The organism is Marinobacter sp. B-12 (assembly GCF_056857915.1).
This window is the reverse complement of the sequence record NZ_JBSXOB010000059.1, coordinates 82,565-106,711: the sequence shown is the minus strand read 5'-3', so window position 1 is coordinate 106,711 and position 24,147 is coordinate 82,565. Positions and strand designations below refer to the sequence as shown.

19 protein-coding genes are annotated in these 24,147 nt (G+C 58.5%); 17 read left to right on the top strand and 2 right to left on the bottom strand.

The genetic code is table 11. The annotated features are described in order from the left end of the window. Positions 1-245 precede the first annotated feature (245 nt). From AC13D2_RS13970 to AC13D2_RS13930, 9 genes are read left to right on the top strand one after another with little or no spacing between them, the layout of a single operon-like run. Positions 246-755 (top strand): AraC family transcriptional regulator, encoded by a 510-nt coding sequence (locus tag AC13D2_RS13970; protein ID WP_300494452.1) that lies wholly within the window; start codon positions 246-248, stop codon positions 753-755. 9 nt (positions 756-764) lie between these two features. After that, positions 765-2,408, top strand: coding sequence for a tetratricopeptide repeat protein (locus AC13D2_RS13965; protein ID WP_482938789.1), 1,644 nt, complete (start codon positions 765-767; stop codon positions 2,406-2,408). Positions 2,409-2,416: 8 nt separating this feature from the next. Next, positions 2,417-5,209: a tetratricopeptide repeat protein gene (locus AC13D2_RS13960; RefSeq protein ID WP_482938788.1), complete on the top strand. Its 2,793-nt coding sequence runs from the start codon at positions 2,417-2,419 to the stop codon at positions 5,207-5,209. After that, positions 5,199-5,666, top strand: a complete 468-nt coding sequence (locus AC13D2_RS13955) for a tetratricopeptide repeat protein (RefSeq protein WP_292050111.1) — start codon at positions 5,199-5,201, stop codon at positions 5,664-5,666. Before AC13D2_RS13960 ends, AC13D2_RS13955 begins: the two co-directional genes overlap by 11 nt. Continuing rightward, complete coding sequence (locus AC13D2_RS13950) at positions 5,667-6,017, top strand: hypothetical protein (protein ID WP_482938787.1); 351 nt, start codon at positions 5,667-5,669, stop codon at positions 6,015-6,017. 18 nt (positions 6,018-6,035) lie between these two features. Further along, the gene (locus tag AC13D2_RS13945) at positions 6,036-6,680 is read left to right on the top strand and encodes a MotA/TolQ/ExbB proton channel family protein (RefSeq protein ID WP_482938786.1); all 645 of its coding nucleotides are present in this window, start codon (positions 6,036-6,038) and stop codon (positions 6,678-6,680) included. 15 nt (positions 6,681-6,695) lie between these two features. Next, positions 6,696-7,211, top strand: coding sequence for an ExbD/TolR family protein (locus AC13D2_RS13940; protein WP_292050114.1), 516 nt, complete (start codon positions 6,696-6,698; stop codon positions 7,209-7,211). Next, a complete protein-coding gene (locus AC13D2_RS13935; protein ID WP_482938785.1) occupies positions 7,208-7,702 on the top strand; it encodes an ExbD/TolR family protein in 495 nt (164 codons plus the stop codon). The genes AC13D2_RS13940 and AC13D2_RS13935 overlap by 4 nt, the downstream gene beginning before the upstream one ends. After that, complete coding sequence (locus AC13D2_RS13930) at positions 7,695-8,714, top strand: AgmX/PglI C-terminal domain-containing protein (protein ID WP_482938784.1); 1,020 nt, start codon at positions 7,695-7,697, stop codon at positions 8,712-8,714. The genes AC13D2_RS13935 and AC13D2_RS13930 overlap by 8 nt, the downstream gene beginning before the upstream one ends. Positions 8,715-8,736: 22 nt before the next feature. On the opposite strand, the gene AC13D2_RS13925 is transcribed toward AC13D2_RS13930, so the two are convergent. Next, positions 8,737-9,222: a MaoC/PaaZ C-terminal domain-containing protein gene (locus AC13D2_RS13925; RefSeq protein ID WP_292050117.1), complete on the bottom strand. Its 486-nt coding sequence runs from the start codon at positions 9,220-9,222 to the stop codon at positions 8,737-8,739. A gap of 194 nt (positions 9,223-9,416) precedes the next feature. Here AC13D2_RS13925 and AC13D2_RS13920 point away from each other — a divergent pair, with 194 nt between their 5' ends. The 3 genes from AC13D2_RS13920 (at position 9,417) to AC13D2_RS13910 (ending at position 16,398) form a co-directional block, all read left to right on the top strand. After that, complete coding sequence (locus tag AC13D2_RS13920) at positions 9,417-11,093, top strand: AMP-binding protein (RefSeq protein ID WP_292050118.1); 1,677 nt, start codon at positions 9,417-9,419, stop codon at positions 11,091-11,093. A 155-nt stretch (positions 11,094-11,248) separates the two neighbouring features. Further along, positions 11,249-15,175, top strand: coding sequence for an ATP-dependent RNA helicase HrpA (hrpA, locus tag AC13D2_RS13915; RefSeq protein WP_482938783.1), 3,927 nt, complete (start codon positions 11,249-11,251; stop codon positions 15,173-15,175). Between the two features lie 101 nt (positions 15,176-15,276). Further along, positions 15,277-16,398 (top strand): beta-ketoacyl-ACP synthase III, encoded by a 1,122-nt coding sequence (locus AC13D2_RS13910; RefSeq protein WP_292050120.1) that lies wholly within the window; start codon positions 15,277-15,279, stop codon positions 16,396-16,398. A gap of 24 nt (positions 16,399-16,422) precedes the next feature. On the opposite strand, the gene AC13D2_RS13905 is transcribed toward AC13D2_RS13910, so the two are convergent. Next, the gene (locus AC13D2_RS13905; RefSeq protein ID WP_292050121.1) at positions 16,423-16,830 is read right to left on the bottom strand and encodes an acyl-CoA thioesterase; all 408 of its coding nucleotides are present in this window, start codon (positions 16,828-16,830) and stop codon (positions 16,423-16,425) included. 95 nt (positions 16,831-16,925) lie between these two features. On the opposite strand from AC13D2_RS13905, the gene AC13D2_RS13900 reads away from it, so the two are divergent. The 5 genes from AC13D2_RS13900 to dinG all read left to right on the top strand — a co-directional run bounded on the left by AC13D2_RS13900 (position 16,926) and on the right by dinG (position 24,004). Continuing rightward, a complete protein-coding gene (locus tag AC13D2_RS13900) occupies positions 16,926-17,717 on the top strand; it encodes an MlaA family lipoprotein (protein WP_482938782.1) in 792 nt (263 codons plus the stop codon). Between the two features lie 36 nt (positions 17,718-17,753). Then, positions 17,754-19,241 carry a DUF3336 domain-containing protein gene (locus tag AC13D2_RS13895; RefSeq protein ID WP_482938781.1) on the top strand — a complete coding sequence of 496 codons (1,488 nt, stop codon included), beginning with the start codon at positions 17,754-17,756 and terminating at the stop codon, positions 19,239-19,241. A 98-nt stretch (positions 19,242-19,339) separates the two neighbouring features. Continuing rightward, positions 19,340-21,052, top strand: a complete 1,713-nt coding sequence (locus AC13D2_RS13890; protein ID WP_300494470.1) for an AAA family ATPase — start codon at positions 19,340-19,342, stop codon at positions 21,050-21,052. A 1-nt stretch (position 21,053) separates the two neighbouring features. Beyond that, positions 21,054-21,815 carry a general secretion pathway protein GspB gene (locus AC13D2_RS13885; RefSeq protein WP_482938780.1) on the top strand — a complete coding sequence of 254 codons (762 nt, stop codon included), beginning with the start codon at positions 21,054-21,056 and terminating at the stop codon, positions 21,813-21,815. After that, on the top strand, positions 21,815-24,004 hold the full coding sequence (dinG, locus tag AC13D2_RS13880) for an ATP-dependent DNA helicase DinG (protein WP_482938779.1): 2,190 nt from the start codon (positions 21,815-21,817) through the stop codon (positions 24,002-24,004). Before AC13D2_RS13885 ends, dinG begins: the two co-directional genes overlap by 1 nt. Positions 24,005-24,147: the final 143 nt, after the last annotated feature.

Genomic DNA, 24,147 nt, shown 5'->3' with positions numbered 1-24,147 from the left:
CGTCTGTAAATCAGTCGATTAACCGCGATCAAGCGCCTTTCCCTAAAACGTGACATACCCCAACGTTTTCCTCCTGTTAAAAAAACCGACGGTTTCGGATCTCCAATTGGTGATCTGGATACCGTTCTTGCCTGTTACCAAGTGTTACTCTTTCTGCTGGTTTGTTACAGAACATTGCAAGAGGCAGGAAGCGTATGGTCGCCGGAGCGCAGCAAACAGTAACGGTTAGGCGCCAGGGAGGAGTGGTGTGGCCGGTCATCGTGGCAATGCTGGTGGCGTGCCTATTCGGTTTGACGCGAAGCGCCTTTGCAGAGTCGCTGGATCATGAGATCGACCGCCTGAAAGCCGATGTAGCGGACCTCAGCCAGACGTTGTACGAACTGGAGGAGAACGTTCTCTATCCCGTCGACACGCAAGTGGCAGTTTTCCTGACACTCAGGAATCGGGAAGGGTTGGATCTGGACTCGGTGGAACTGTACGTCAACGAGACACCCGTTGCTTCGCACCTGTATACCGACCAGGAACGCGACTCCCTGAAGCAGGGCGGCGTCCAGCGGCTTTATATCGGTAACCTGCCTCATGGCACCCATCAGTTAAAAGCGGTTCTGACGGCGCGTTCAGCGAATGAGCGCTTTGTGCGCCGGGAAGCGACCCACCAATTTCGAAAGCGACCCGGCGAATCCCGCCTACAGATGACTCTGGATGCCGCGGCGCCAGACTACGAACCAGTGGTTTCGTTTCAGGAATGGAAATAGGGCGGAAGGATGGTCGTGCGCGTTAAGCTTCGGAAAGTCTCCATTCTGTTTGCCCTCAGTCTGCCCGCGGCCTTTAACCCGGGGCTGGCGTCCGGAGCCAGCGATTTGGCGTCGTTACGCTCTGGGCTTGCACAATTCGCCCTCGACACCCATGACCCGGCTGCTGCACTGCGTTACACCCGGAATGCCGTCACCGAAGCTGAACGCCTGGTTCGCGCTAAAGCACTTATGGTCACCGGGAGCTATCAAGAGGCTGAAGGTCTGCTGAATGAGCTGCTCGAAGGTCAGTACTACCGGGGGCAGGCAGCACTACTATTGGCAGAGCTGGCTGCGGGGCACGGCGGCAACGGCGTCCGGGAATACCTTGAAACAGCCGCCAAGCGAGCCAGCGGCAGGGCCCGGCAAAAGGCGCTTTACCGGTTGGCAGAAATTGAGCGGGAGGCGGGACATACTGATCGGGCCGGGAAAGTGCTGGCGTCCATGGAGCCTGGCTATTGGGCTGCGCTGGGTTACATGAACATTGCGGCTGATTATGGCAGGCAGGATCGGAACCCCTCGCGAGCACTGGTTGCACTTCGAGTGGCACTGGCCATGTCCGAAGGGGACGTTGATAGCCAGCGCAGCCAGGAGCTCAGAAGCCGACTACTGGTTCGCGCCGGCTACCTTGCCTACGATCACAAAGACTACGAAAAGGCCATCGGTTTCCTGGAAAAAATCCCCCTGGAAAGCTACCGCACACCTCATGGCCTCTACCTTCACGGTCTTGCGCTCTCGGCCAGTGGCAACCAGCGGGCGGCGATGCAGTCCTGGCATCGGGCCAAGAAATACCCGCTGGCCTATCCCGGTGTTGCCAATGCCTGGCTCGGGACGGGCAGGGGGTACGACCTGGCCGGTTACCTGGGGCAGGCGGGGGAAGCCTATCTTGCTGCAAATGCGTCCTATGAAAGCGAGCGGGTGACACTTCGTAAGCTGGCGGATCAGATTCGTCAGAAGGGTGCGTATCAGGCGCTGGTGCTGGACGCCCGGAACTCCGAGGCCCAATGGTTCCTTGCCGACAACCGAACGCTAACACAGCCCCGTACTGCCTATCTTATTCGTTTCATCGAGCAGCCCACTGCCCAGGCTACCGTCAACCGGGTAGCTGAACTGAGGGAGATGAGGCAAACACTGAATCAGCGGGAAGACAGCCTTGCTGTTTTTCGGGGGGCCATCAGTGAGCGTTTGGGGCCGGTGGGGCATGACGTTGGTGGTGGTCTCTTCAACGAAGACATTGAAGTGCTGGTGCAGCGGTTAGCGAACCTGAAAGCCCGGACCACCTCTCCCGCACAACGAGAGGCGCTGAAAGGTGCAGCCAGAACATTGGCCGATCTGAAAGCGTCCGTTGCCAGGCTTGATGGCAGATTGAAAGAGAAAGACCGCACGCTCAATGAACTAATAACACGTACTGACCTTGTGCGGGAGCGGATACGGGCGGTTCGTCGCAAGGCCAATGCACTTTTGGGCAGGGCGGAGTCGGAGCTGGATGAACTGGCACTGGCCTATGTCGAAGCGCAGGACCACCGTATGGCGTTTGCGTTGGATCGGACCGAGCAGCAGATTGCCCATCTCTACGAGTACCTGGCCCTGGAAAACCTCGAGCGAGGTCAGCCATGAGGCCATTGGTGTCAATTTCCCTGATGGCGCTATTCACAGCCTTCGCAGCGGGTGCCCAGGCACAGGAATCGTTCCGGGTAGAGCTGGGTCGCGACGGCGAAACCATCGCTGATATGCGTCCGGTTTTCCTGGAATTCCAGTCCCGCCCGATGCCGGCCATATCGCCAACGGAAGTCGCCCGTCGATACCAGCGATTGTTTGAACACTCTGATGAACCTGAAGTACGCATTGATGCACTTAACCGGCTTTCCAATATCCAGAAGGTGACTGACGAAGACGTCAGCTTCAGCGAAGAGCGCGAACAACAGGTCTACCGACAGGCGCTGGAAAGTTATGAATCCATCCTCGACAGACGCGCCTACCAGGGCCGGCTCGATGAATTGCTGTACCAGATGGCGAAGGCCCATGCCTACACGGGGCAGGCGGAGGAGTCTATTGACCGGTTACGCCAACTGGTAGGTCTCTATCCTTCGTCTTCTCTGGTACCTGAGGCCCGTTTCCGCATCGCGGAGGCCGCGTTTTCGGCACAAGACTATGCCGAGGCTGAGTCCGAATACAGCCGTGTGATATCGGGTGAGGGCACGGATAGCCTGAAAACCAAGGCCCGATATATGCAGGGCTGGAGCCAGTACAAGCAAGGGCCTTCTGCCCGACCAAGGGCCGCAAAGACCTTCCTGGCGGTACTGGACGGTTTCGGTGAGGAAACCAGTGGGTTTCGCCGCATTCCCGCCAACGATGCCGAACTGGTTGACGACACCTTCAGGATTGTTGCCCTGATGGCAGCGGAGGACCGGGGGGTTGAATCCCTGGCAGGCTGGTTGACCGATGCGGGTGGCAAGGACTACGGGTACCTGTTGTACGACCGGCTGGCAGATTACTACGCCAGCAACCGGCGTTTTGAAGACAGCGTGGCGGCGAACAATGCCTTTGTCGGCGATTTCCAGGCGCATTACGCCGTACCGGCCTTTCTGGCCCAGAACGTGGATGTCTGGCGTATGGCTGGGCAAACGGATCGCGCAAGGGCCGCCAGGGCTGAGTATGTCCAGGCGTTTTCCGGTGATGCCCGTTACCAGCGGCTCGCCAGTGCTGATCAGGAACGCTGGCGGAGTTTCAGTCGGTCACTGGCGGACTATCACTATGATCAGGCCGAAGAGGACCAAACCGCTCGCCAACGCGAATCTTTCCTATTGGCTGCGGACTATTACAGTCAGTTGGCTGACCGGACCAGCCCAGAAGGTGACGTTCTTCGTCTGGCCGGTGATGCCTTCCTGCAGGCAGGCGACCACGTTAACGCCTTCGAGCACTACCAGCGGGCGGCCTATGACACCGATTATGAGATAAAAGAGGATCCGGCGGCAGCGGATGCTGCCTGGGCTGCCATAGTGATTCAGCGTGATGCCCTGGACAATCGCAATTTGCTTCCCGCGACACTGGACGACCTGGCTGCCGCTGCAGACCGCTTCGCTGCCAAGTTCCCCGAAGACCAACGACAACCTGGTCTGATGGCGGATATGTCCAACCGGATGCTCGCGCAGCACCGTTATGCCGATGCCCTACGGTTTTCCGATTTCGCCATAACCCATCCGTCTGTCAGTGCAGCGGAGCGCTACAGCGCCTGGGTGGCAGCCGGTGAGGCGAACGTGGCGATGGCGTCTTATGGGCTTGCCGAAAATGCCTGGCGTCAATCACTGGCACTGATTTCGGAGGGGCTGCTACAGGATGCGCTGGCCAAAGATACCGACAGTCTGCAGCGGCAATTAGCCAGCAGCATCTACTACCAGGGGGAGAAAGCGGCGAACGAGGGCCGCATTGAGACCGCCGTGGCACATTTCCAGCGTGTGGAGTCTGCGTTTCCGGGGTCGGATATTGCGATCAAAGGCCGTTACGACGCTGCGAATACACTTCTGAAGGCAGAGCGTTGGCAGACTGCTGTTAATGAACTGAACCGGTTTCGCGCGGATTACCCGCAGCACGACCTAACCCCAACCGTAAGCGAGAAGCTGGTGTTTGCCTATCAGTCATCGGGCCAACTGGTGCGGGCGGCGGATGAAATCATGCGTGCCGAAGGGAAAGAGTCGCCGTCCTGGGGTCAGCAGCTGAGGGCGGCAGAGTTGTATCACAAGGCAGAGGCCCACGAGCTTCGCAATCGCATCTATGTTGCGTGGCTTGATCGCGATTCAACTGCTGACGATTCCGAGAGTCATATCCGTAACCAGATCCTGCGCCACCGTCTTGTGCTCGACAATGTGGAGCCGCGTCGATATCGAACCGAGTTGGTAGAGCAAGAGCTCGCCAGCCAATGGCATTCGGAAGACACGCTGGCCTGGGCCGGGCGGGCAGCCATCGTACTCGGTGCGGAGGAGGCTGGTCGGTTTGCCGATGTCCCGTTGCAAATTCCATTAGCCGAATCCCTGACGCGCAAACAAGCGGCCCTCTCGGCTGCGCGGGAGCGCCTTGCACAAGCCGAGAAGCTGGTTGGAGACGGCGCTCGTTCGGAAATCCTGTTCCGCCGCGCAGAGCTGTACCGGGTGATGGCACAGGATCTGATGACGTCAGAAGCGCCGGCGAACCTGAGCGACCTTGAGGCAACCCAGTACCGGATGTTGCTTGAAGAGGAGGCCTACCCGTTCGAGGAAAAGGCCATTGACCTGCACGCAAAGAATCATCAACGCCTGGCGGAAGGCAGGTTTGATGACTGGGTGGAACGCAGCCTGCAAGTGCTGGCTGACTTATTTCCCGGCAGGTACGACCGGGAGGTGCGCTGGATGACGTGGAATGAGGAGGTCAACGATGACGCCTGAAACAGCTCGCGCGGTTCTGCTTGCGGGGTGTCTTGCGTTGCTGGCGGGGTGCGCCAGCCAGCCCAAGCCGGAGCCGGTGGTCGTCAACACCGCCGAGGCCAGTGAACTGGCACGTCAGGCCTGGGAGGCACACCAGCAGGGACGCAAGAAAGAGGCCCTCGAACGGTACCGTGAGGCTTTTGATATGAACCCGGGCAACGCGCTCACGGCCAACAACCTGGCGCTGTTGCTGCGAGAGCAGGGACGATTTGATGAGGCAGTGACGGTGCTGGAGACGGGGCTCAGGCATTCCCCGGCTACCGCCGAACTGCATTACAACCTTGCCGTTATCTCAGAGCTGTACCTGCTGGACCTGGACGGCGCACTGGCGCATTACCGTCGTTACCGCGAGCTGGCGGGCACCGAGGAGAAGCGGGTGGCCGGGTGGATTGCGGACCTGGAAAGGAGGCTGAACTGAATGCGCTTTTGTCGACGGCTGACGGCTACCAGCGTGAGCTTGATGCTTACCCCATTGATGGCCCTTGCCAATGAGGCGCCCAATGCCTCGGGAACGGAGGCTCCTCAAGCCGCGGATAACACCGTCGCACTGGGCGTGGAGGGAATCAACCGCCATACCGGCGACGATGACCCCGGCGTGCTTTATATCCTGCCCTGGCAGCCGCCGACCTTGCCGCGGCGTTCACGCGCTGAACTGGATGCCGGAAGCGAGGACCTGCTCGAACCCAAGGACCCGTTGACCCTTGAGCGTCACCGGACGTTTCGTGAAACCCTGAATCCATTGCTGGATTCCACTCTTTCCCTGCAGTAGAGAACCGGGAGTCTGAATATGCTGGAAACTGTTGTTCGTTTTTTTCAGGAAGGTGGCCCCTTCATGTACCCGATTGCCATTGTGCTGGCCGTCGGCCTGGCGATTACCTTTGAGCGTTTCATCTACCTTGCTTCGGTGCGCCAACGGAACCGGCTTGCCTTCGAGAAGGGCATACTGCCGCTGCTGAGGAAGCGGGATTACCAGCGGGCGATGAAAGCCGCGACAGGCTCTGACAGTGCCATTGCGTCGATCATGAGCGCCGGCATTGGTCGACTGCTGAACAATCACTCCCGCGAAGATGTTGAGTACGCCATGGAAGAGGGGTTGATGGAAGTCTTGCCCCGTCTTGAGAAACGTACCCAATACCTGGCAACCCTGGCCAACATTGCGACACTCCTCGGCTTGCTGGGCACGATCATCGGCCTTATCGCAGCGTTTACGGCCGTGGCCGCTGCGGATCCATCCCAGAAGGCGTCGCTGTTATCGGAAAGTATCTCTGTTGCCATGAATACCACGGCGTTCGGACTCATGTCGGCCATTCCCCTGTTGATGTTTCATGCACTGCTTCAGACCCGTACCAATGAAATCGTCGACAGTTTCGAGATGGCCGGGGTGAAGCTGCTGAACATTATCTCCGAGCAGACTGCCCCCCAATCTGCCTGAGCCAGGGGTTGCCGCATGAGACGAAAGCATCGCAGGCTAGTCAGCAATCCGGAACTGGATATCACGCCATTCCTGAACCTGATGATCGTGTTGGTCCCGGTATTGCTGCTGGGCATGGTCTTTAGCCAGATTCGTATGATTGAGCTCGACTTTCCCGGGATGGAGTCGGGTGAGGCGCCACAGGCTGACGAACTGCGGCTGGTGGTGGCGCTGATACCTCAGGGCCTGGAAGTGCTGGACAGTGAGAGAGGCGTGATCCGAACGCTGCCGTTGATTGAGGATGATCAGGACTTCGACGGCCTGAGGGAAACTCTCAAACAGATCAAGAAGCGGGTGCCGGAGAAGACTGACATCGTTCTGGAGGTCAGCCCGGACATCGACTATCAGACTCTGGTGACTGCGATGGATACGCTCCGCTCCTATCCGGCAGTTGTTGCGGCCAGTGTGGTGAAGGGAGAGCTTTTCCCGGATGTGGCACTGGCAGACGCACCTGAAGACCGGACTCTATCGGGCGAAGGGGAGGGTGCATGAAAACCTCCCGCCGTGCCCGTCGTATCCAGCGCCACTACAGCCGCATGCACCGCCCGGGAGGCCTGAACCTGGTGTCCCTGATGGACATTTTTACGATCCTGGTGTTCTTCCTGATGGTGAACTCGTCCGATGTAAAGGTTATGCAGAACACGGCCGATGTCCCACTGCCGCAATCGACCGCGGACAAGGAGGCGGTTGAAACCCTGATGGTCCAGGTAATCGGCCGGTCCATTCTGGTGCAGGGCCGGGAAGTTGCACGGCTGGATGGCATTGAAACCGGGGACAGCACCATCGGTGGACTGGCGGATGAGCTTGCCTGGGTGCGTAACCGACGGGGCGAAGTGCCGGCGCAGGGCCATGAGGTGACCATCATGGCGGGGCGCGCCACCGACTACCGGTTATTGAGAAAGATCATGCAAACTTGCATTGATGAAGACTTCCGGCAGGTCCGGCTGGCGGTTGAGTCGGCGAAGGAGGTCGGCAATGGCTGAGCGTCAGAGTCTTTCTCCCAAAAAGCTCTCTCCCAACAACCTCGCGTCCAAACACCTTTCATCCGGATTGCCATGGGGCGCGGAAAAGGGCGAAAACCGCCGTTTTGTGCTGGTATTGTTGGTGATGTTGGCGGTGTTTCTGCCTCCTGCGCTGCTTATTCCGGTGCTTCAACTCCCGGAACCCGATCGCAGTGAGGCGGAGAAGATCCCGCCCCAGTTGGCGCGACTGATAGAGCAACGGGAGCCGCCAAAGCCGATTCCTGTGCCTGAGGTTGAGCCTGAGCCAGAGCTGGCCAGGGAACCTGAGCCCGAACCTGAGAGTACAGAACCCAAAACGGTGGAGCCGGAATTGGCAGAGGAGGTAGCCCCACCCGAGCCTGTGCGCCCGACACCAACACCTCCCCAAACGGTCGAGCAGGCGCGTGAAACTGCCTCCAGGTCGGGTCTGATGGCAATGCAGGACCAACTCGCCCGTATGCGGGCACCAGAGCCCGATGCCGTGGACACCCTGGCGGCCAACGTCGGTGCTGAGGCCGCCAGCAGCGGGGGGGATTTGTTCGGTGCCGAAACTGACCCCGATAGGGCACTTACTGGCAGCGGTGGCGTCACTCGGGAAGCTGCGCCTGAAACTGAGGTGGCGGTGGCTGGCCATCAGGTTCGAAACGTGGAGGTGGCACAGGAAGCAGTGCCAGAACCTGCGCCGGAGCCCACCGGCGGACCGGGCCAGCGGGGTATGAGCAACATCCGCCAGGTGTTCGATGCCCAGAAGACGTCACTCTATTCCCTCTACCGGCGTGAGTTGCGACAGGACCCGACGCTGGAAGGAAAGGTTATGCTGGAGTTGGTGATCGAACCGGATGGATCGGTATCGAGTTGCGAGGTGGTGAGCTCCGAGCTGGGCAATCAAAGCCTGGAGCAACGCATTGCCATGCGCGTGCGCCTGTTCAATTTCGGCGAGGACGATGTGGAACCCAGGACGGTGCGGTTCCCCATCGATTTCCTGCCGGGTTAATCCGGGCGGAGCCGGTCATACACTAGTGCGCTATGGTGATCTTGGGCAACTGTGGCTTGCTCAGGGACATCTTCTGGGTAGGGGCGATCACTTTTGCCTCACCGGTCACAACCCGCTCATCGTTCTGGTTGCGGACATCACAGGACAGGGTTACGCGGTTTTTGCGTTCCTTGGCCAGTACCGTCAAGGTCACCGTCAGGGTGTCGTCCAGCTTTACCGGGCGCTTGAAAGCCAGGCTCTGCTCCAGGTATATGGTGCCGGGACCCGGCATCACGGTGGCCAGGGCCGCGGAAATCAGCGAGCCGCTCCACATGCCATGGGCAATCCGTTCCTCGAACATGGAGTCGGCGGCGAACTCCGAATCCAGATGGACCGGGTTCACATCTCCGGATACAGCAGCGAACAACACCAGTTCGTCCTCAGTCAGTGTTTTCACATAGGTTGCGGAGTCGCCTTCCTGGAGTTCGTCGTAGGTGATGTTCTCAAGCGTGTCCAAAGTGTCGCTCATGATGGGCTCCAGTGTTGGGTGTGATTAGGTTGGTGGCTACAACCGCTACAGTTCTGCTTTGAAAACTACCTCATCGTTCACAAAACTGCTATTCTCTCCCGACTTTTCGAGGCTGATACTTTTGTCTGGTTGATTTTTTGACCAAAACGACATTGGTAAACATTATAAGCACAAATGCCAAACAGGAGATGGTGATGGATTTTGAGCAGTTCTATCAGGACAAATACCCCGCTGGCGTGTCCCTGAGCGTAGACCTGGATAAATACAGTAGCATGGTTGACGTATTTGACCAGGCCGTGAATAAGTACGCTGACCGCCCTGCGTTCAGCGCCGTTGGCGCCACGCTCACCTATCGCGACCTGGACACCCAGAGCCGGAATTTTGCCGCCTGGCTGCAGAACAAGACTGACCTCAAGCCGGGCGACCGGATTGCGGTGCAGATGCCCAATGTGTCCCAGTATCCTGTCGTTGTGTTTGGCGCCATGCGCGCGGGCCTGATCGTGGTGAATACCAACCCGCTGTACACCACCCGCGAAATGGAACACCAATTCAATGATTCCGGCGCCAAGGCGCTTGTAGTGCTGGCGAACATGGCCTACAACGCCGAAAAAGTGCTTCCCCATACCGGCATCGAACATGTCATTGTTACCGAAATCGCCGATATGCACTCGCCGCTGAAGCGTACGCTGATGAACGCAGCCGTGAAGCACCTGAAGAAAATGGTTCCGGCTTTCAATTTGCCCCAGGCTCATAAGCTCCCGGCGGTGCTCAGCGCCGGCGCCAGGGAAAAATTCTCCCCGGTGGAGTGTAAGAAAGACGATATTGCGGTGCTGCAGTACACGGGCGGCACTACCGGTGTGGCCAAGGGCGCGATGCTGACCCACGGCAATCTGGTTGCTAATCTCCTACAGGCTCGGCCGATGATGGAGGATTCGGTGGAACAGGGCACGGAAGTGGTTATAGCCCCGCTGCCGCTGTACCACATTTACTCGTTCACCCTGAACTGCGGCATCATGCTTGAAGCCGGCGCCCACAACGTTCTTATCCCGAACCCCCGTGATATCCCCGGATTTGTGAAAGAACTCAAAAACCATCGCTTCACCGCGTTCCTGGGGCTGAATACCCTGTTCGTGGCGCTGTGCAACAACGAAGAATTCAAGGCCCTGGATTTCAGTGCCCTGAAACTGACGTCGTCCGGCGGCATGGCGCTGACCAGCGACACCGCGAAGATGTGGCAGCGTGTTACAGGGTGTGAAATCAGTGAAGGTTACGGCATGACTGAAACCTCGCCGGTTGTCACGTTCAATCCCAATAGCGCGATTCAACTGGGCACCATTGGCCTGCCGATTCCCGGTACCGAAGTCAAAACCATCGACGACGACGGCAACGAAACGCCTCTCGGCGAGCCTGGCGAACTGTGTGTCAAGGGACCACAGGTGATGCGTGGATACTGGCAGCGCCCGGAAGATACCCAGAAGTCTTTCACTGATGACGGTTTCCTGCAGACGGGTGATATTGCGCTTATCCAGGAAGATGGCTACATCCGCATCGTTGACCGCAAAAAGGACATGATTATCGTGTCTGGCTTTAATGTCTTTCCCAATGAGATTGAAGACGTGGTCAGTGGTCATCCGAAAGTGGTTGAGTGTGCCGCGGTTGGTGTTCCCGATGACAAGAGTGGGGAGGCGGTGAAGGTCTACCTGGTGGCAACCGCGGAAGGTGTTACTGAAAATGAACTGAAAGAGTTCTGTCGCGAACGCCTGACCGCTTACAAGGTCCCCAAGTCCTTCGTGTTCCGCGATGAACTGCCGAAGACCAACGTAGGCAAGATCCTGCGGCGCGAGCTTCGTGACGAAGCCAACAGCCAGTAACCGGTTCGTGCGGGCGGTTTAATCGCCCTGAACGAATGACGTGAACCCCGCCTCGGCGGGGTTTTTCCGTTTAATGAGGCGCGGGATATCGTTAGACTGTCGCCACGCCCGAAGCGAACCGGGTATCCAAGATCCAACAACGGTAAAACGGACCGATGACGCAAGCCCCACCGGAACAGCCCACGAATACGCCAGACAGCAAGGCCGCCGTAAAAGCCATCATGGAGCAGTTGGATGCCTGCAACCAGTTGGAAGCTGCCCGTATTCACAAGTTGGTAGCCCGGAAAAAAGGGCGTCCGGGGCAAAAGGACCTGGAGAAGATGGCGCAATGGCTTGATCGGGGGCAGGCGCGTGTCACGGAGCGCCAGGCGATGCATAAGCCGGCCACCTTTCCGGCATCGCTGCCAGTGTCCGAACGGGTCGATGATATCCGTGAGGCCATTGAACAGAACCAGGTGGTGATCATTGCCGGCGAAACCGGTTCCGGTAAGACCACCCAGATTCCCAAGATCTGCATGAACAGCGGTCGGGGTATTCGTGGGCTGATCGGCCACACCCAGCCCCGCCGGATTGCCGCCCGTACCGTAGCCGGTCGTATTGCTGAAGAGCTTGGAGAGCAGACTGGCGGCCAGGTGGGGTATCAGGTGCGTTTTACCGACACCACGTCCGATCAGTCCCGGGTCAAAGTCATGACCGACGGCATCCTGCTGTCGGAAGTCCAGCACGACCGGTTCCTGGACCGTTACGACACCCTGATCATTGATGAGGCCCACGAGCGCAGCCTTAACATCGATTTTCTGATGGGCTACCTGCGGCAACTGTTGCCAAAACGGCCCGATCTGAAAGTCATTATTACCTCCGCCACCATCGAAGTGGAACGCTTCAGCCAGTTCTTTAACGGCGCGCCGGTCATCGAAGTCAGCGGGCGAACCTATCCGGTTGACGTGCGTTACCGTTCGCTCACCGGCGATGAGGACGATCGGGACCAGGGTTGGACGGATGGCGTGCTGCGTGCGATGGAGGAAATCGAGCAGCACGAGCGTGCAGAAAAACAGCCACCGGGCGATGTACTCGTATTCCTCCCCGGGGAGCGGGAAATTCGCAGTCTCAGCAAGGTGCTGCGACACGCAGACCTGCGCCATACCGAAGTTCTGCCATTATATTCGCGGCTCAGTAACCAGGAACAGAACCGGATATTCCAGGGCCACCGGGGGCGTCGGATCGTGCTCTCCACCAACGTGGCGGAAACCTCCCTGACCGTGCCCGGCATACGCTACGTCATCGACACCGGCGTGGCCCGTATCAGCCGTTACAGCGTGCGTTCCAAAATTCAGCGCCTGCCCATTGAGCCTGTGTCCCAGGCCAGTGCCAACCAGCGTGCCGGGCGCTGTGGCCGGGTGGCGCCGGGCATCTGTTTCCGGCTTTACGACGAAACCGATTTCATCAATCGGCCCGAGTACACCGACCCGGAGATCCTGCGCACCAACCTGGCCTCGGTTATTTTGCAGATGACCACCTCGGGGCTGGGGGATATCCGTCACTTTCCGTTTTTGGAACCACCCGACCGTCGCCTGATCAACGATGGCTACAAACTGCTCGAAGAGCTCGGTGCCGTGGATGACAAGCGGCGCGTGACAAACCTTGGCCGCACCATGGCGCGCCTGCCGCTGGACCCAAGGCTGGCGCGCATGTTGGTGACTTCGTCGGAACAGGGCAGCCTGGCGGAAACGTTGGTGATCATTGCCGGCCTGAGCGTCCAGGACCCGAGGGAACGCCCCCAGGACAAACAGCAGGCTGCCGACCAGGCCCATGCGCCGTTCAACGACAAGGAATCAGATTTTCTGACCTTGCTGAATATCTGGAACTTCTACGAGGAACAACGCCAGGAACTGTCCCAGAACCAGTTAAAGAAGGTCTGCCAGAAGAGTTTCCTGTCGTGGATGCGGATGCGGGAATGGCGCGACATTCATCGCCAGCTGACACTGATCTGCCGGGAACAGAAGCTAAAGCTGAATAGAGATTCTGCCAGTTACGAGTCGCTGCACAAAGCCATTCTCGCGGGCTTGCTGGGCCAGGTGGCGGTGAAACTCGAAAAGAAGGAGTATCTGGCCACCCGCAATCGCAAGGTCATGATCTTTCCGGGCTCAAAGGTGTCGAAAACCGGCCCGAAGTGGATTGTGGCGGCGGAAATCGTCGAAACCAGCCGGGTGTTCGCGCGAGTGGTGGCCAAGATTGAGCCGGAATGGATTGAGCCCCTGGCCGGGCATGTGGTGAAGCATCACTTTTTCGAACCCCACTGGGAGCAGAAACGTGCCCAGGTCATGGGCTATGAAAAGGTCAGCCTCTACGGCCTGGACATCATTGCCAAACGCCGTATTCCCTACAGCAAGGTCGACCCGGCGGAGTGTCGTAACCTGTTCATCCGCCGTGCTCTGGTGGAAGGCGATTACCAATCCAGGGCGCCGTTTATTGCCCGTAACCGGGAGCTGCTGGACACCGTCGAAAACCTGGAGCGCAAAACGCGGCGGCGGGATCTGTTGGTGGAGGACGAAGTGCTGGTAGCGTTCTATGAACAGCGCCTGCCGGCGGATATCGTCAGCGGTCGGCACTTTGAAAGCTGGTGGAAACAGCTCAGTGCCGACCAACTCCGTGATATGGAGTTGACGGAGGCTGATATCCTCCAACGCCCAGTGGATGAGCAAGCGGACTCACTCTATCCGGACTATCTGGAGTGGGAAGGGGTGAGGTATCCCCTGAGTTACGAATTTGAACCCACCAGCGAGCGCGATGGCGTTACGCTCCAGGCGCCGGTCATGGCCCTGAAACAATTGCCAGCACGGCGGCTTGAATGGCTTGTGCCGGGGCTTTTGAGGGAGAAGTGCATCGCACTGGTCAAAGGCCTTCCGAAGGCGTTGAGGCGCAACTTCGTGCCGGTGCCGGATTTCGTGGATGCAGCACTGGAAAACCTTCAGGCGTCCAACGAACCATTGGCGCTGCAGTTGGGTGAACAGCTCCGGCGAATGACTGGTGTCAGGATTGACGCCGATGCCTGGCCACAGGAGGACCTGCCGAAGCACCTGAGAATGAATCTCCGTGTTGTAGACGACGCCGGCAAGCCCATCGCCGAGGGGCGGGAAACCGAAAAGCTGCAGAGTGAACTGGAAGGGCGGGCAGAAGCCGCCTTGTCATCGGCAACCCGCAGAGAGCCCTCGGCTGAGCCAGCGAGCACATCGACGCGCTGGGATTTTGGGCCGCTGCCCGAATCCGTCAGGACCGAAAAAGGCGGTATGGAAGTTACCGTGTACCCGGCACTGGAGGACATCGGGGATTCCGTGCGCCAGACACGGTTTCTGGATCGGCTCACGGCAGAGGACGCAACCCGCAAGGCGGTGGCGCGACTGATTTTGATTCGGCTGGGCAACACGCTGGAGGACATCGAGCGGCGGCTACCGTACTTTAAGTCATCGGCGTTGATGTTCGCGCCGGTCGGCAAGGCCCGGGTGTTGCTGGACGATCTATTGCTGGCCACGGCGATGCAGCATTTTGTGCCCGACGACGTGCCCCGTGACGACAACGCGTTCGAGAACGCGTTTAACGCCGGGAGGGCGGAGTTTGTACCGGCGCTTGAACAGGCCGACGAGCGGCTGCACCAGGCCATGACGGGCTATCATGGCGTGATGAAGCAGCTCAAGGGGAAAATCAACCTCGCGCTCGCAAACAGTATGGCGGACTTGAAGTTTCAGCTTCAAAATCTTGTATATCCTGGCTTTATTGTCGCCACGCCGCCGGAATGGCTTGCCCATTTTGGACGTTATTTTGAGGCAGCCAGCATCCGCTTTGAGAAAATGCCCAGGGAGCTTGGCCGAGAGCGAGAGTTCCTGCACGCCATGGACCCGCTGTGGTCACGTTATGCCAGCAAGCGCGATGAGCAGCAACGCCAGGGGGTAAGGGATCCACAACTGTCGCTGTATCGCTGGATGCTTGAGGAGTTTCGGGTATCGTTCTTCGCACAACAGCTGGGCACGGCTGTGCCGGTATCGGTCAAGCGCCTCGACAGGCAGTGGGAGCAGACGCGCGTGTAAGCCGGTCACGTTTGCGGGCAAAACGTTTAGACTGTGTTAGTATTTGGTCAATATTGGTGCAGTTCAATTGTTCGTTTTTACAACTATGACATGGGGTTAGCGTGATTAGAGCCGTTATCAGCGGGACCGGGTTGTACACACCGCCAGCAACCATTACCAACGAAGAGTTGGTGGAGGCGTTCAATGCCTTCGTCGAACTCCACAATGCACGTCACGCTGACGATATTGCCAGTGGCGATCTTGAGCCCCTGCAGCCGTCTTCGTCCGCCTTTATTGAAAAAGCGTCTGGTATCAAGCGTCGTCATGTGATCGACAAGCAGGGCATCCTCGACCCTGAACGGATGTGCCCGGATATACCGGACCGACCCAACGAAGAAGCCTCTGTGCAATGCGAGATGGCGCTGGCAGCGTGCGAAGAGGCTCTCAAACAGGCCGGAAAAACCGCGGCCGATGTGGATGCGGTCATTGTTGCCTGTTCCAACATGCAGCGCCCGTACCCGGCTATCTCTGTTGAGGTTCAGGACGCGTTGGGTATCGACGGCTTCGCTTACGACATGAACGTGGCGTGCAGTTCCGCGACCTTTGGGCTGCAGGCGGCGGCGAACGCTGTAGAGAATGGCACGGCCAGGGCGGTGCTGGTGGTTAGCCCGGAAATCTGCTCCGGCCACCTGAATTTCCGCGACCGGGACAGCCATTTCATTTTTGGTGATGCCTGCACCGCTATCCTGGTGGAAAGAGATGCCGACGTTGCCGAAGGGCAGGGCTTTGAGGTTCTCGGAACCAGCCTTAAGACCAAGTACTCCAATAACATTCGTAACAACTATGGCTTCCTGAACCGAGGCGATAAAGAGGGCATCAACAAGCCCGACAAGCTGTTCGTGCAGCAGGGACGCAAGGTGTTCAAGGAAGTGTCGCCGTTGGTGGCGGAGACGATTCTCAAGCAGCTGTCCAGCCTGTCGTTGTCGCCGGATGATCTCAAGCGGATGTGGCTGCACCAGGCCAACCTGAACATGAACCAACTGATTGCCCGCAAGGTGCTGGGACGCGACGCGGACACGAAAGAGGCGCCGGTCATTCTGGATGAGTACGCCAACACCAGTTCCGCCGGCTCAGTCATTGCCTTCCATAAACACAAGGACGACTTCGATTCTGGCGAACTGGGTGTGATCTGTTCGTTTGGGGCAGGCTATTCCATCGGCAGCGTTGTGATTCGCCGCCGATAGAGACGGAGTTAACGACAGGCGGCTCTACCGGGCCGCCAGTGCCCTGAGTTTGTCAGGCAAGGCCATCGATGTGCGTTTGGTGCGGTCAAACCAGACAATCTTCGCATAACCTTCCGCGTAGAGCGTGCCGGTCTCGATATCGGTCAGAGTATGATAGGTGTCGAGGCTGGTATTGCCCGCTTTGTCGGCGTAAGTTCTGACCTCGACCGTTGCCGGGTGGGCCAGTTCCTTCAGAAAGGTGGCGCTGGTCTTTATAATGACCGGACCGTCGGGGTCATTTTCCGCACCCAGCTCCAGGGATGCCAGCCAGGTGATGCGGGCTTCCTCGAAAAAGCGGAAATAAACCGTATTGTTGGCATGGCCGTATGCGTCCATATCTCCCCAGCGCAAAGGCATGGAGATTTTGCTAACCAGATTCCCGGGTACTGACATCGGGGCTACTCCTGAAGCAAGGGGTTAATAATAAAAAAGCAGAGCGCCGGTATTTTCGACGAACAGTAACAGTTTTAACAACCTCAGGTCTGACGATGAGAGACATTTTTTTCCGGCACCCAGCAGTCGGCGCCCTGATTTTCATCTGCCTGTGTTCAGGCAATGGGGTCGCACAGACCGTGCAGTCAGTCGATCCTGACATGGCAGAACGAAAGCTTGATGCCGCTCCAAGCGAGGTCGATCCCTATGAGGATTGGAACCGGAAGGTCTATGGCTTCAACGAAACCATTGATAACTGGTTCCTCCGCCCCGTTGCGAAAGGGTATCGTGCCATTATGCCGGACTTTGCGGATCGCGCTGTCACTAATTTCTTCAATAACCTGAGTGAAATACGTAACCTCGCCAACAGTCTTTTTCAGCTGAAGGGCGAGTCGGCCGTCGTAGCGGTGGGTAGATTTACCTACAACACGGTTTTTGGCCTGGGCGGGTTGATAGATGTGGCCACTATGTTCGATTTGCCTGAGCGCCCGGAGGATTTTGGTCAGACACTGGGCTACTGGGGTTTGGGCTCGGGGCCGTACTTGATGCTTCCGTTCTTGGGGCCGTCGAATCCCCGGGACTTCGGCGGGTTTGTGTCCGACAACCTGTTGCTGCCCTCGGCCTGGGACCTGGCTGAAACGCCGGATGTCTATTACGCGAGGGGGCTCCAGGTTGTCGACAAGCGTGCTGACCTGATTCCTGCGGAAGGGTTCATTTCCGGTGACGGCTATACGTTCGTGAGAAACGCGTACCTGCAACGGCGGGCTTACCTGATTAACGATGGCAGAACCGTAGACGATCCCTTTGCCAGTGATGACGATGAGGATTTGATGCTCGAGGATTTCTGACGCATCGAATCGGCTGGAACAACGGAGGTTTACCTGATGGTTGATGACCGTATCCGGAAATTCCGCAAGATGCTCGCGGAGGCGCCCAATTACGAAGTCTGGAAAGCAGCGGCGCTGGAGCTGGATTTCCTTGAGGGAAACGTGGAATGGAAAGAGGAGTTTGGCTCCGATCTCTACCACTACGAGCTCATCTACGACCGACTCAGCAACCTTCGCGATTATCGCCAACAGAACGATTTCGAGCGACTGAAGCGGGCACTGAGAGAAGGGCTCCATCATGACCTGGGCAACATGGGCAATACCGCCCTGTATACCCGCTCCCGGGTAGGAACCAAACATCTGATTGAGGAATACATTAACCAGGCGTGCGAATCGCTGGATTTCCTGTGTGACACCAAGGTGCCGGGATTCCCGATGGCCGACAAACTGCAGTTCTTCCGCGATACCCTGACCAGCTACGGCCGCCCGGCCTTGCTCCTTAGCGGCGGTGCCACGTTGGGCATGTTTCACTTTGGCGTTATAAAGGCACTTTGGGAAAAAGGACTGTTGCCGCAGGTGATTGCCGGTTCCAGCATCGGAGCCATTATTGCCGGAATACTGGGCGTCCACAGCGATGCGGAAATACCGGACATGTTGGTGCCTGAAAACCATGACATGAGAGCCTGGAAGTGGCGAGGTCTGTTCAGTGCCATCCGGGGTGATGGCCTGATGGATCAAGAGCAGTTAAAGGCGTGTCTACGTGCCAATATCGGCGAATACACCTTCGAGGAAGCGTTCCAGAAGACCGGGCGGTCCATAAACGTGAGTGTGTCACCGGTTCAGACCCACCAGAAAGCCCGTTTGTTGTGTGGCTATACGTCACCCTATCTGTTGGTCTGGAGTGCTGTATTGGCCAGCGCGGCGGTACCGGGTATCTTTCCGCCTGTACCGCTGATGAAGAAAGACATTCAGGGCAATGTGCTGCCCTACATGTCACGGCTGAAATTTGTGGACGGTTCGGTGGTCAGCGACTTACCCATTGAACGGCTGATGCACCTATACGACGTGAATTTCACCATTGTCAGCCAAACCAACCCCCATGTGGTGCCCTTTCTGAACCGTCGTGGACGTGATGAAAAGATCAGGATCGCCAACCTGCCAATGCACCTGCTGAAATCGGAAATCCAGTTTCATGGGCAGGGCCTGTTCGATTACCTGCGAAAGCGTGTGCAGCCGGAAATACTGCGGCAGGTGTCGGGTCAGATGTATACGATTATGGGGCAACGGTACTCGGGGGATGTCACGATCTCACCGACGTATCGTCTTAGTGACTACCGTCGCATGTTGTCGAACCCTGATCCGGCGTGGGTCCGGGAGATGATACTGCAGGGCGAGCGTGCGACCTGGCCGAAGATCTCAATGATTCGTTCCCACGCCAGAATCTCGAAAACCCTGGAGCGATGCATTCGCCGGTTGAAATCTGAGCAGCGTCGCTCCACGGCCGAGCTGAGAGTGGTAAGCAGTGCGGATTCCGGCACTTCATGAGATGACAGCCCCGGGAGCCGGGCGGTATGATACCGCGATAGCCGGGGAGCCCGATGGTGGCTCCCGCAAGCTCCGCTTGAGCACCTGACTGGACACGCATGTACTACGATTTCTTCGGTTTTCGGGAGCCCCCGTTTTCCATAGCCCCGGACCCCCGCTATCTGTATCTGAGCGAACGCCACAAAGAAGCGCTGGCGCATCTGATGTATGGCGTGCAGGGGCAGGGCGGTTTTATTGTGATCACCGGAGAAGTCGGCACTGGCAAGACCACCGTCAGCCGTTGCTTCATCGAGAATGTGCCGGACCATGTGGACATCGCACTGATCCTGAATCCGAGGTTGTCTGCCCGCGAGCTGCTGTCCTCCATTTGCGATGAGCTGGAGATTGTCCATCCGGTGGGATCATCGATCAAGGAATTGGTGGGGTTGATCAACGATGATCTGCTCAGGGCCCATGCGGCTGGCCGTCACAAGGTTCTGATGATCGATGAGGCCCAGAACCTGTCCGCTGAAGTGCTTGAACAGCTCCGACTGCTCACTAATCTTGAAACCGCCGAGAAGAAACTGCTGCAGATTGTGCTGTTGGGGCAACCCGAGCTGCAGGACATCCTGGCATTGCCGGAACTGCGACAGTTGAATCAGCGGGTGACGGCGCGTTATCACCTCGACGCCCTCGGCCGCGCGGAGATAGAAGCCTACCTGCGTTACCGGCTCAGCGTGGCGGGCCTTCGCGGCGAAATTTTTACCGATCGCGCCATTCGGGCTTTGTACCGTGCCAGCCATGGTGTGCCGAGACTGATTAACCTGATCAGTGACCGTGCGTTGCTGGGCGCCTATGCCGAAGGTGAGCACCAGATCACGGCCCCCCATATCCGTAATGCCGCCCGGGAAGTGAGTGGCCAGAGCTTGTCCGGGCGGGCTGGGCGATCAAGCCAATCCCATGCCCTGGCGGTGGCCGCGGGCCTGCTGATGGCCGTCATCATGACCACCTGGCTGTTTATCGGGCCTCCAGGGGCCGGCGGGGCCGCGCCCGATACCGTCGTCGAAGATCAGAGCGCGCCGCTGGCGGGTAGTATCGAGCGGGTGGAGCCGGATGAGCCTGTTGCGGGGCTATCAGAATTGGTTCGCGAAGCCGGTACGGAAGTCAGTGATTCAACCGAAGAGGAAGCGCTGCCCGGATTTGAGTTCCCGGAACAGGCAATGTCATTACCCGTGGCTTTCCGCGAGCTGTTCGAGCTATGGCGGCTGGATTACCGCGCCTCGGAAAACCCGGTGGCGTGTGAGTTCGCGGAGGGCCAGGGCCTGCGCTGCCTGCAGAATAAGGGGGCACGAAGAAGCCTCGAATTTCTGGACCGACCAGCAATACTTCAGCTTCGCAACGGAAAGGGAGACAGTCACTACGCCGTTTTGAGTGGCCTCCAGGATAATCGTGCCACCATCGAATTGCCGAGTGGCCGCCGGGTGGTTACCTTCTCCAGCCTGGAGCCCTATTGGTTTGGCGAATTTACGGTGCTGTGGGAAGCACCCGCCCACGCGTTGGGCGATGCTTCCGGTAGCGAACAGGATAATGCCAGGGTGTCCGAGCAGATATGGATGGGGTCCAGGATGATGGAACTCGCCAACCGATACGCCGAAAGCCGGCAGGAAGAGAACCGCGTTAATCGTATGGCGATTGAAGAGCAGGTCCGTTGGTACCAGCGGCAAAGAGGTCTGGCGGTGGACGGTATTGCCGGCGCCATGACCATCATCCAGATGAATAACGACCTGGATTCCGCGGTGCCCCGGCTGACGTCGGCAAAGATGGTGAACTGACATGTCCTATATCCTTGATGCGCTCAGAAAATCGGAAACCGAAAGGCGACAGGGGCGCATCCCCGACCTGGGACAGCAGGTACAACTCATCCACAAGCCCAGGAAAAAGTCGATTCCGGTTCTGGTATGGGTGGCGCTTGGCCTGGTGCTCAACGCGGCCGTATTGGCCTGGATTTTCTGGCCCCAGGGCCGTCCAGCCTCGCCGACGGATCAGGCAATCCCGTCGACTGGTATTGCGACGCCTGAACCGACTGTTGAACCGGTCATTGTTGACGGTGAAGCGGAACCTTTGCGCCAGGTACCAGCGCCCGAACGTGTCCAATCACCTCCGACCAGTGATACGCTTGAGGATGCTATCGAGATCCCAAGCCCGGGAGCCAACACCGAGGCTCCACCGGGTGCGGTTGTGGAAACCGATGACGCGGATGAGCCAGAGCGACCGACGGTGATTGTTCCCAGGCCGCGTGCGCCAAGTGCCATTAACCCCAGCGAGCCGGATGCCGCCACCGCGCGAACGGCGCCGCACCTTGTCGAACTTCCACTTTCCTTCCAGAAAAGGGTGCCTGACCTGATTTTTAACAGCCATATCTATGCGTCTGCGCCGTCGGCCCGTCGGGTCATGATCAATGACAACTATCTGCGTCCCGGAGAGTCGTTTTCCGGAATCACCGTCGAACGGATTACCGAGGAAGGCGTGGAACTGAGCATGGATGGCCGCCGCTTCCGGGTGGGTGTGGTTCGCAACTGGGTGAGCCCCGACTGATGGCACTCACCGAGGACGTCAAACAGCTGATTCAGCAGACCTACCGTGACGTGTTGGCCGGCAAGGACATCCGCGCCCGCTATGGTCAGCGCCTGATGATCGCCGAGATTGCCCGCTACATGGGCGAGATCACCGAAAACGACGGCCAACGCACGTCGCCGGCTGGAACTTGTGTGGTGGAAGCGGGTACGGGAACCGGTAAGACCCTGGCCTATCTGATTGCCGCCATTCCCGTGGCCCGTGCCCTCGGTAAGACACTGGTGATATCAACGGCGACGGTTGCCCTGCAAGACCAGATCGTCCACAAGGATCTTCCGGACCTGAAAAAACACAGCAAACTGGATTTCACCTGGACCCTTGCCAAAGGCCGCGGCCGCTACCTGTGCATGTCGCGTCTTGAAGCTCGACTGCATGATGAGGGTAATGGCGACAGCGATACCATGCCGCTGTTCCTGCTGGATGGGCCCGGCAAGGAAGAGCCTGGAACCCGGGCCTACTTTGAGGACATGCTGGCCAGTTATGGATCCCGCAAGTGGGATGGTGATCGCGATCATTGGCCGGATCAGATACCCGATGACATCTGGCGCCAGGTCACCACCGACCATCGTCAATGTACCAATCGCCATTGCAGCTATTTCGACAGCTGTGCCTTTTTTGATGCCCGCAAGGGCCTGGACGAGGCTGACATTGTGGTGGCGAACCACGACCTGGTGCTGGCAGACCTTGCTCTTGGCGGTGGTGCCATCCTGCCGGAGCCGGAAAACGCATTGTTTATCTTTGATGAGGCGCATCACCTGCCGGACAAGGCACTGAATCACTTTGCCGCGTCCGTGCCGCTGAATGCCACCCGTCAGTGGCTCAAGCAGTTATCCCAGGCACTGGGAAAGATGCAGCCGTTCCTGACGCCTGGTACTCAGGCCGCTAAAACCATCGACAGGATCAGTTCCGCCTCCCGTGAAGTGGATATCTGCCTGACGAAGGTGTACGACGAGGCCGAACAGAATACCGGTTGGGAGTTCAATGAGGAGCGACGCTCCGCCCAGTGGCGCTATCCTGAGGGCGAATTACCCGAGGTGCTTGCGGGCCTGGCGGTTGAAACCCGGGTAGCGACGGCCACCCTGGTTCGCCAGCTTGGTGTAATGGTGGACGAATTACAGACGGCCTTCGATGAACGCAAGGCCAGTGATGTCGATCGCGATACCGCGGAATCCTGGTATCCGGTGATTGGATCTTTCCACAGCCGTGCTGAGGACCAACTGCGGTTGTGGGCCGCGTGGTGTGATAACCCGGGCCAACCGGCCAGTGAGTCGGCGGAAGGCGAGAATGCTACGCCAGAGCCGAAGAAGCGATCCGGGCCACCGGCCGCCCGGTGGTCGGTGCGGCAGCGTTGGGAGCACGCGGAAGACATTACGCTCTATAGTAGCCCGGTGCTGGCGGATAATCTGCTTTATTCCAGGCTCTGGTCGCGGGCCTATGGCGCCGTGCTGACCAGCGCGACCCTGACCGCCCTCGGGCGTTTTGACCGGCTCAAGGCGAGGGCAGGCCTGCCCGAGGCCAGCCGCTTCGTGGTGGTGCCCAGTTCCTTCCGCTACGGCGAAATGGCAACCGTGGAGGTGCCGGCCATGACCGCCATGCCCACGGACGACAGCTTTACGGATCAGGTAGTGTCGCGGCTACCGGCTTTGTGGACTGGCGAGAAGGCGACCCTGGTGTTGTTTACCTCCAGGCGCCAGATGCAATTGGTGCGGGACGCCCTGGCGCCGGAATACCCGGACCTGATTACCACCCAGGACGACATGGCCAAGGGTGAGGTATTGCGTCGCCATTGCAGCCGCGTGGACGAAGGGCTGCCCAGCGTGTTGTTCGGTGTGGCGAGTTTTGCCGAGGGCATCGACCTGCCTGGCAAATACCTGAGCCATGTGGTGATCACCCGGCTGCCGTTTTCGGTGCCCGATGATCCGATCGAAGCCAGCCTGGCGGAATGGGTGACGCACCGGGGCGGCAACCCGTTCATGGAAATAACCGTACCCGACGCCTCCATCAAACTGGTGCAGGCCGTTGGTCGCCTGCTACGGACCGAGTCGGACACCGGCCGCGTCACCATCCTTGACCGTCGCATCATCGCCCGTCGCTACGGGCAGTTGTTGCTGGACGCCTTACCGCCTTTTCGGCGGATCATAGAGCCCTGATAAAAAGGGAGCCATAAAAAAAGAGCCAACCCATGTGGGTGGCTCTTATAGAGTGGGTCCTTATCGAACCCGGGCGTCGAAACAACGCGGAACAAGATGTCTGAAGGCCTGAAGTTTCAGAAATCTTACCGAGGTTTCCCTCA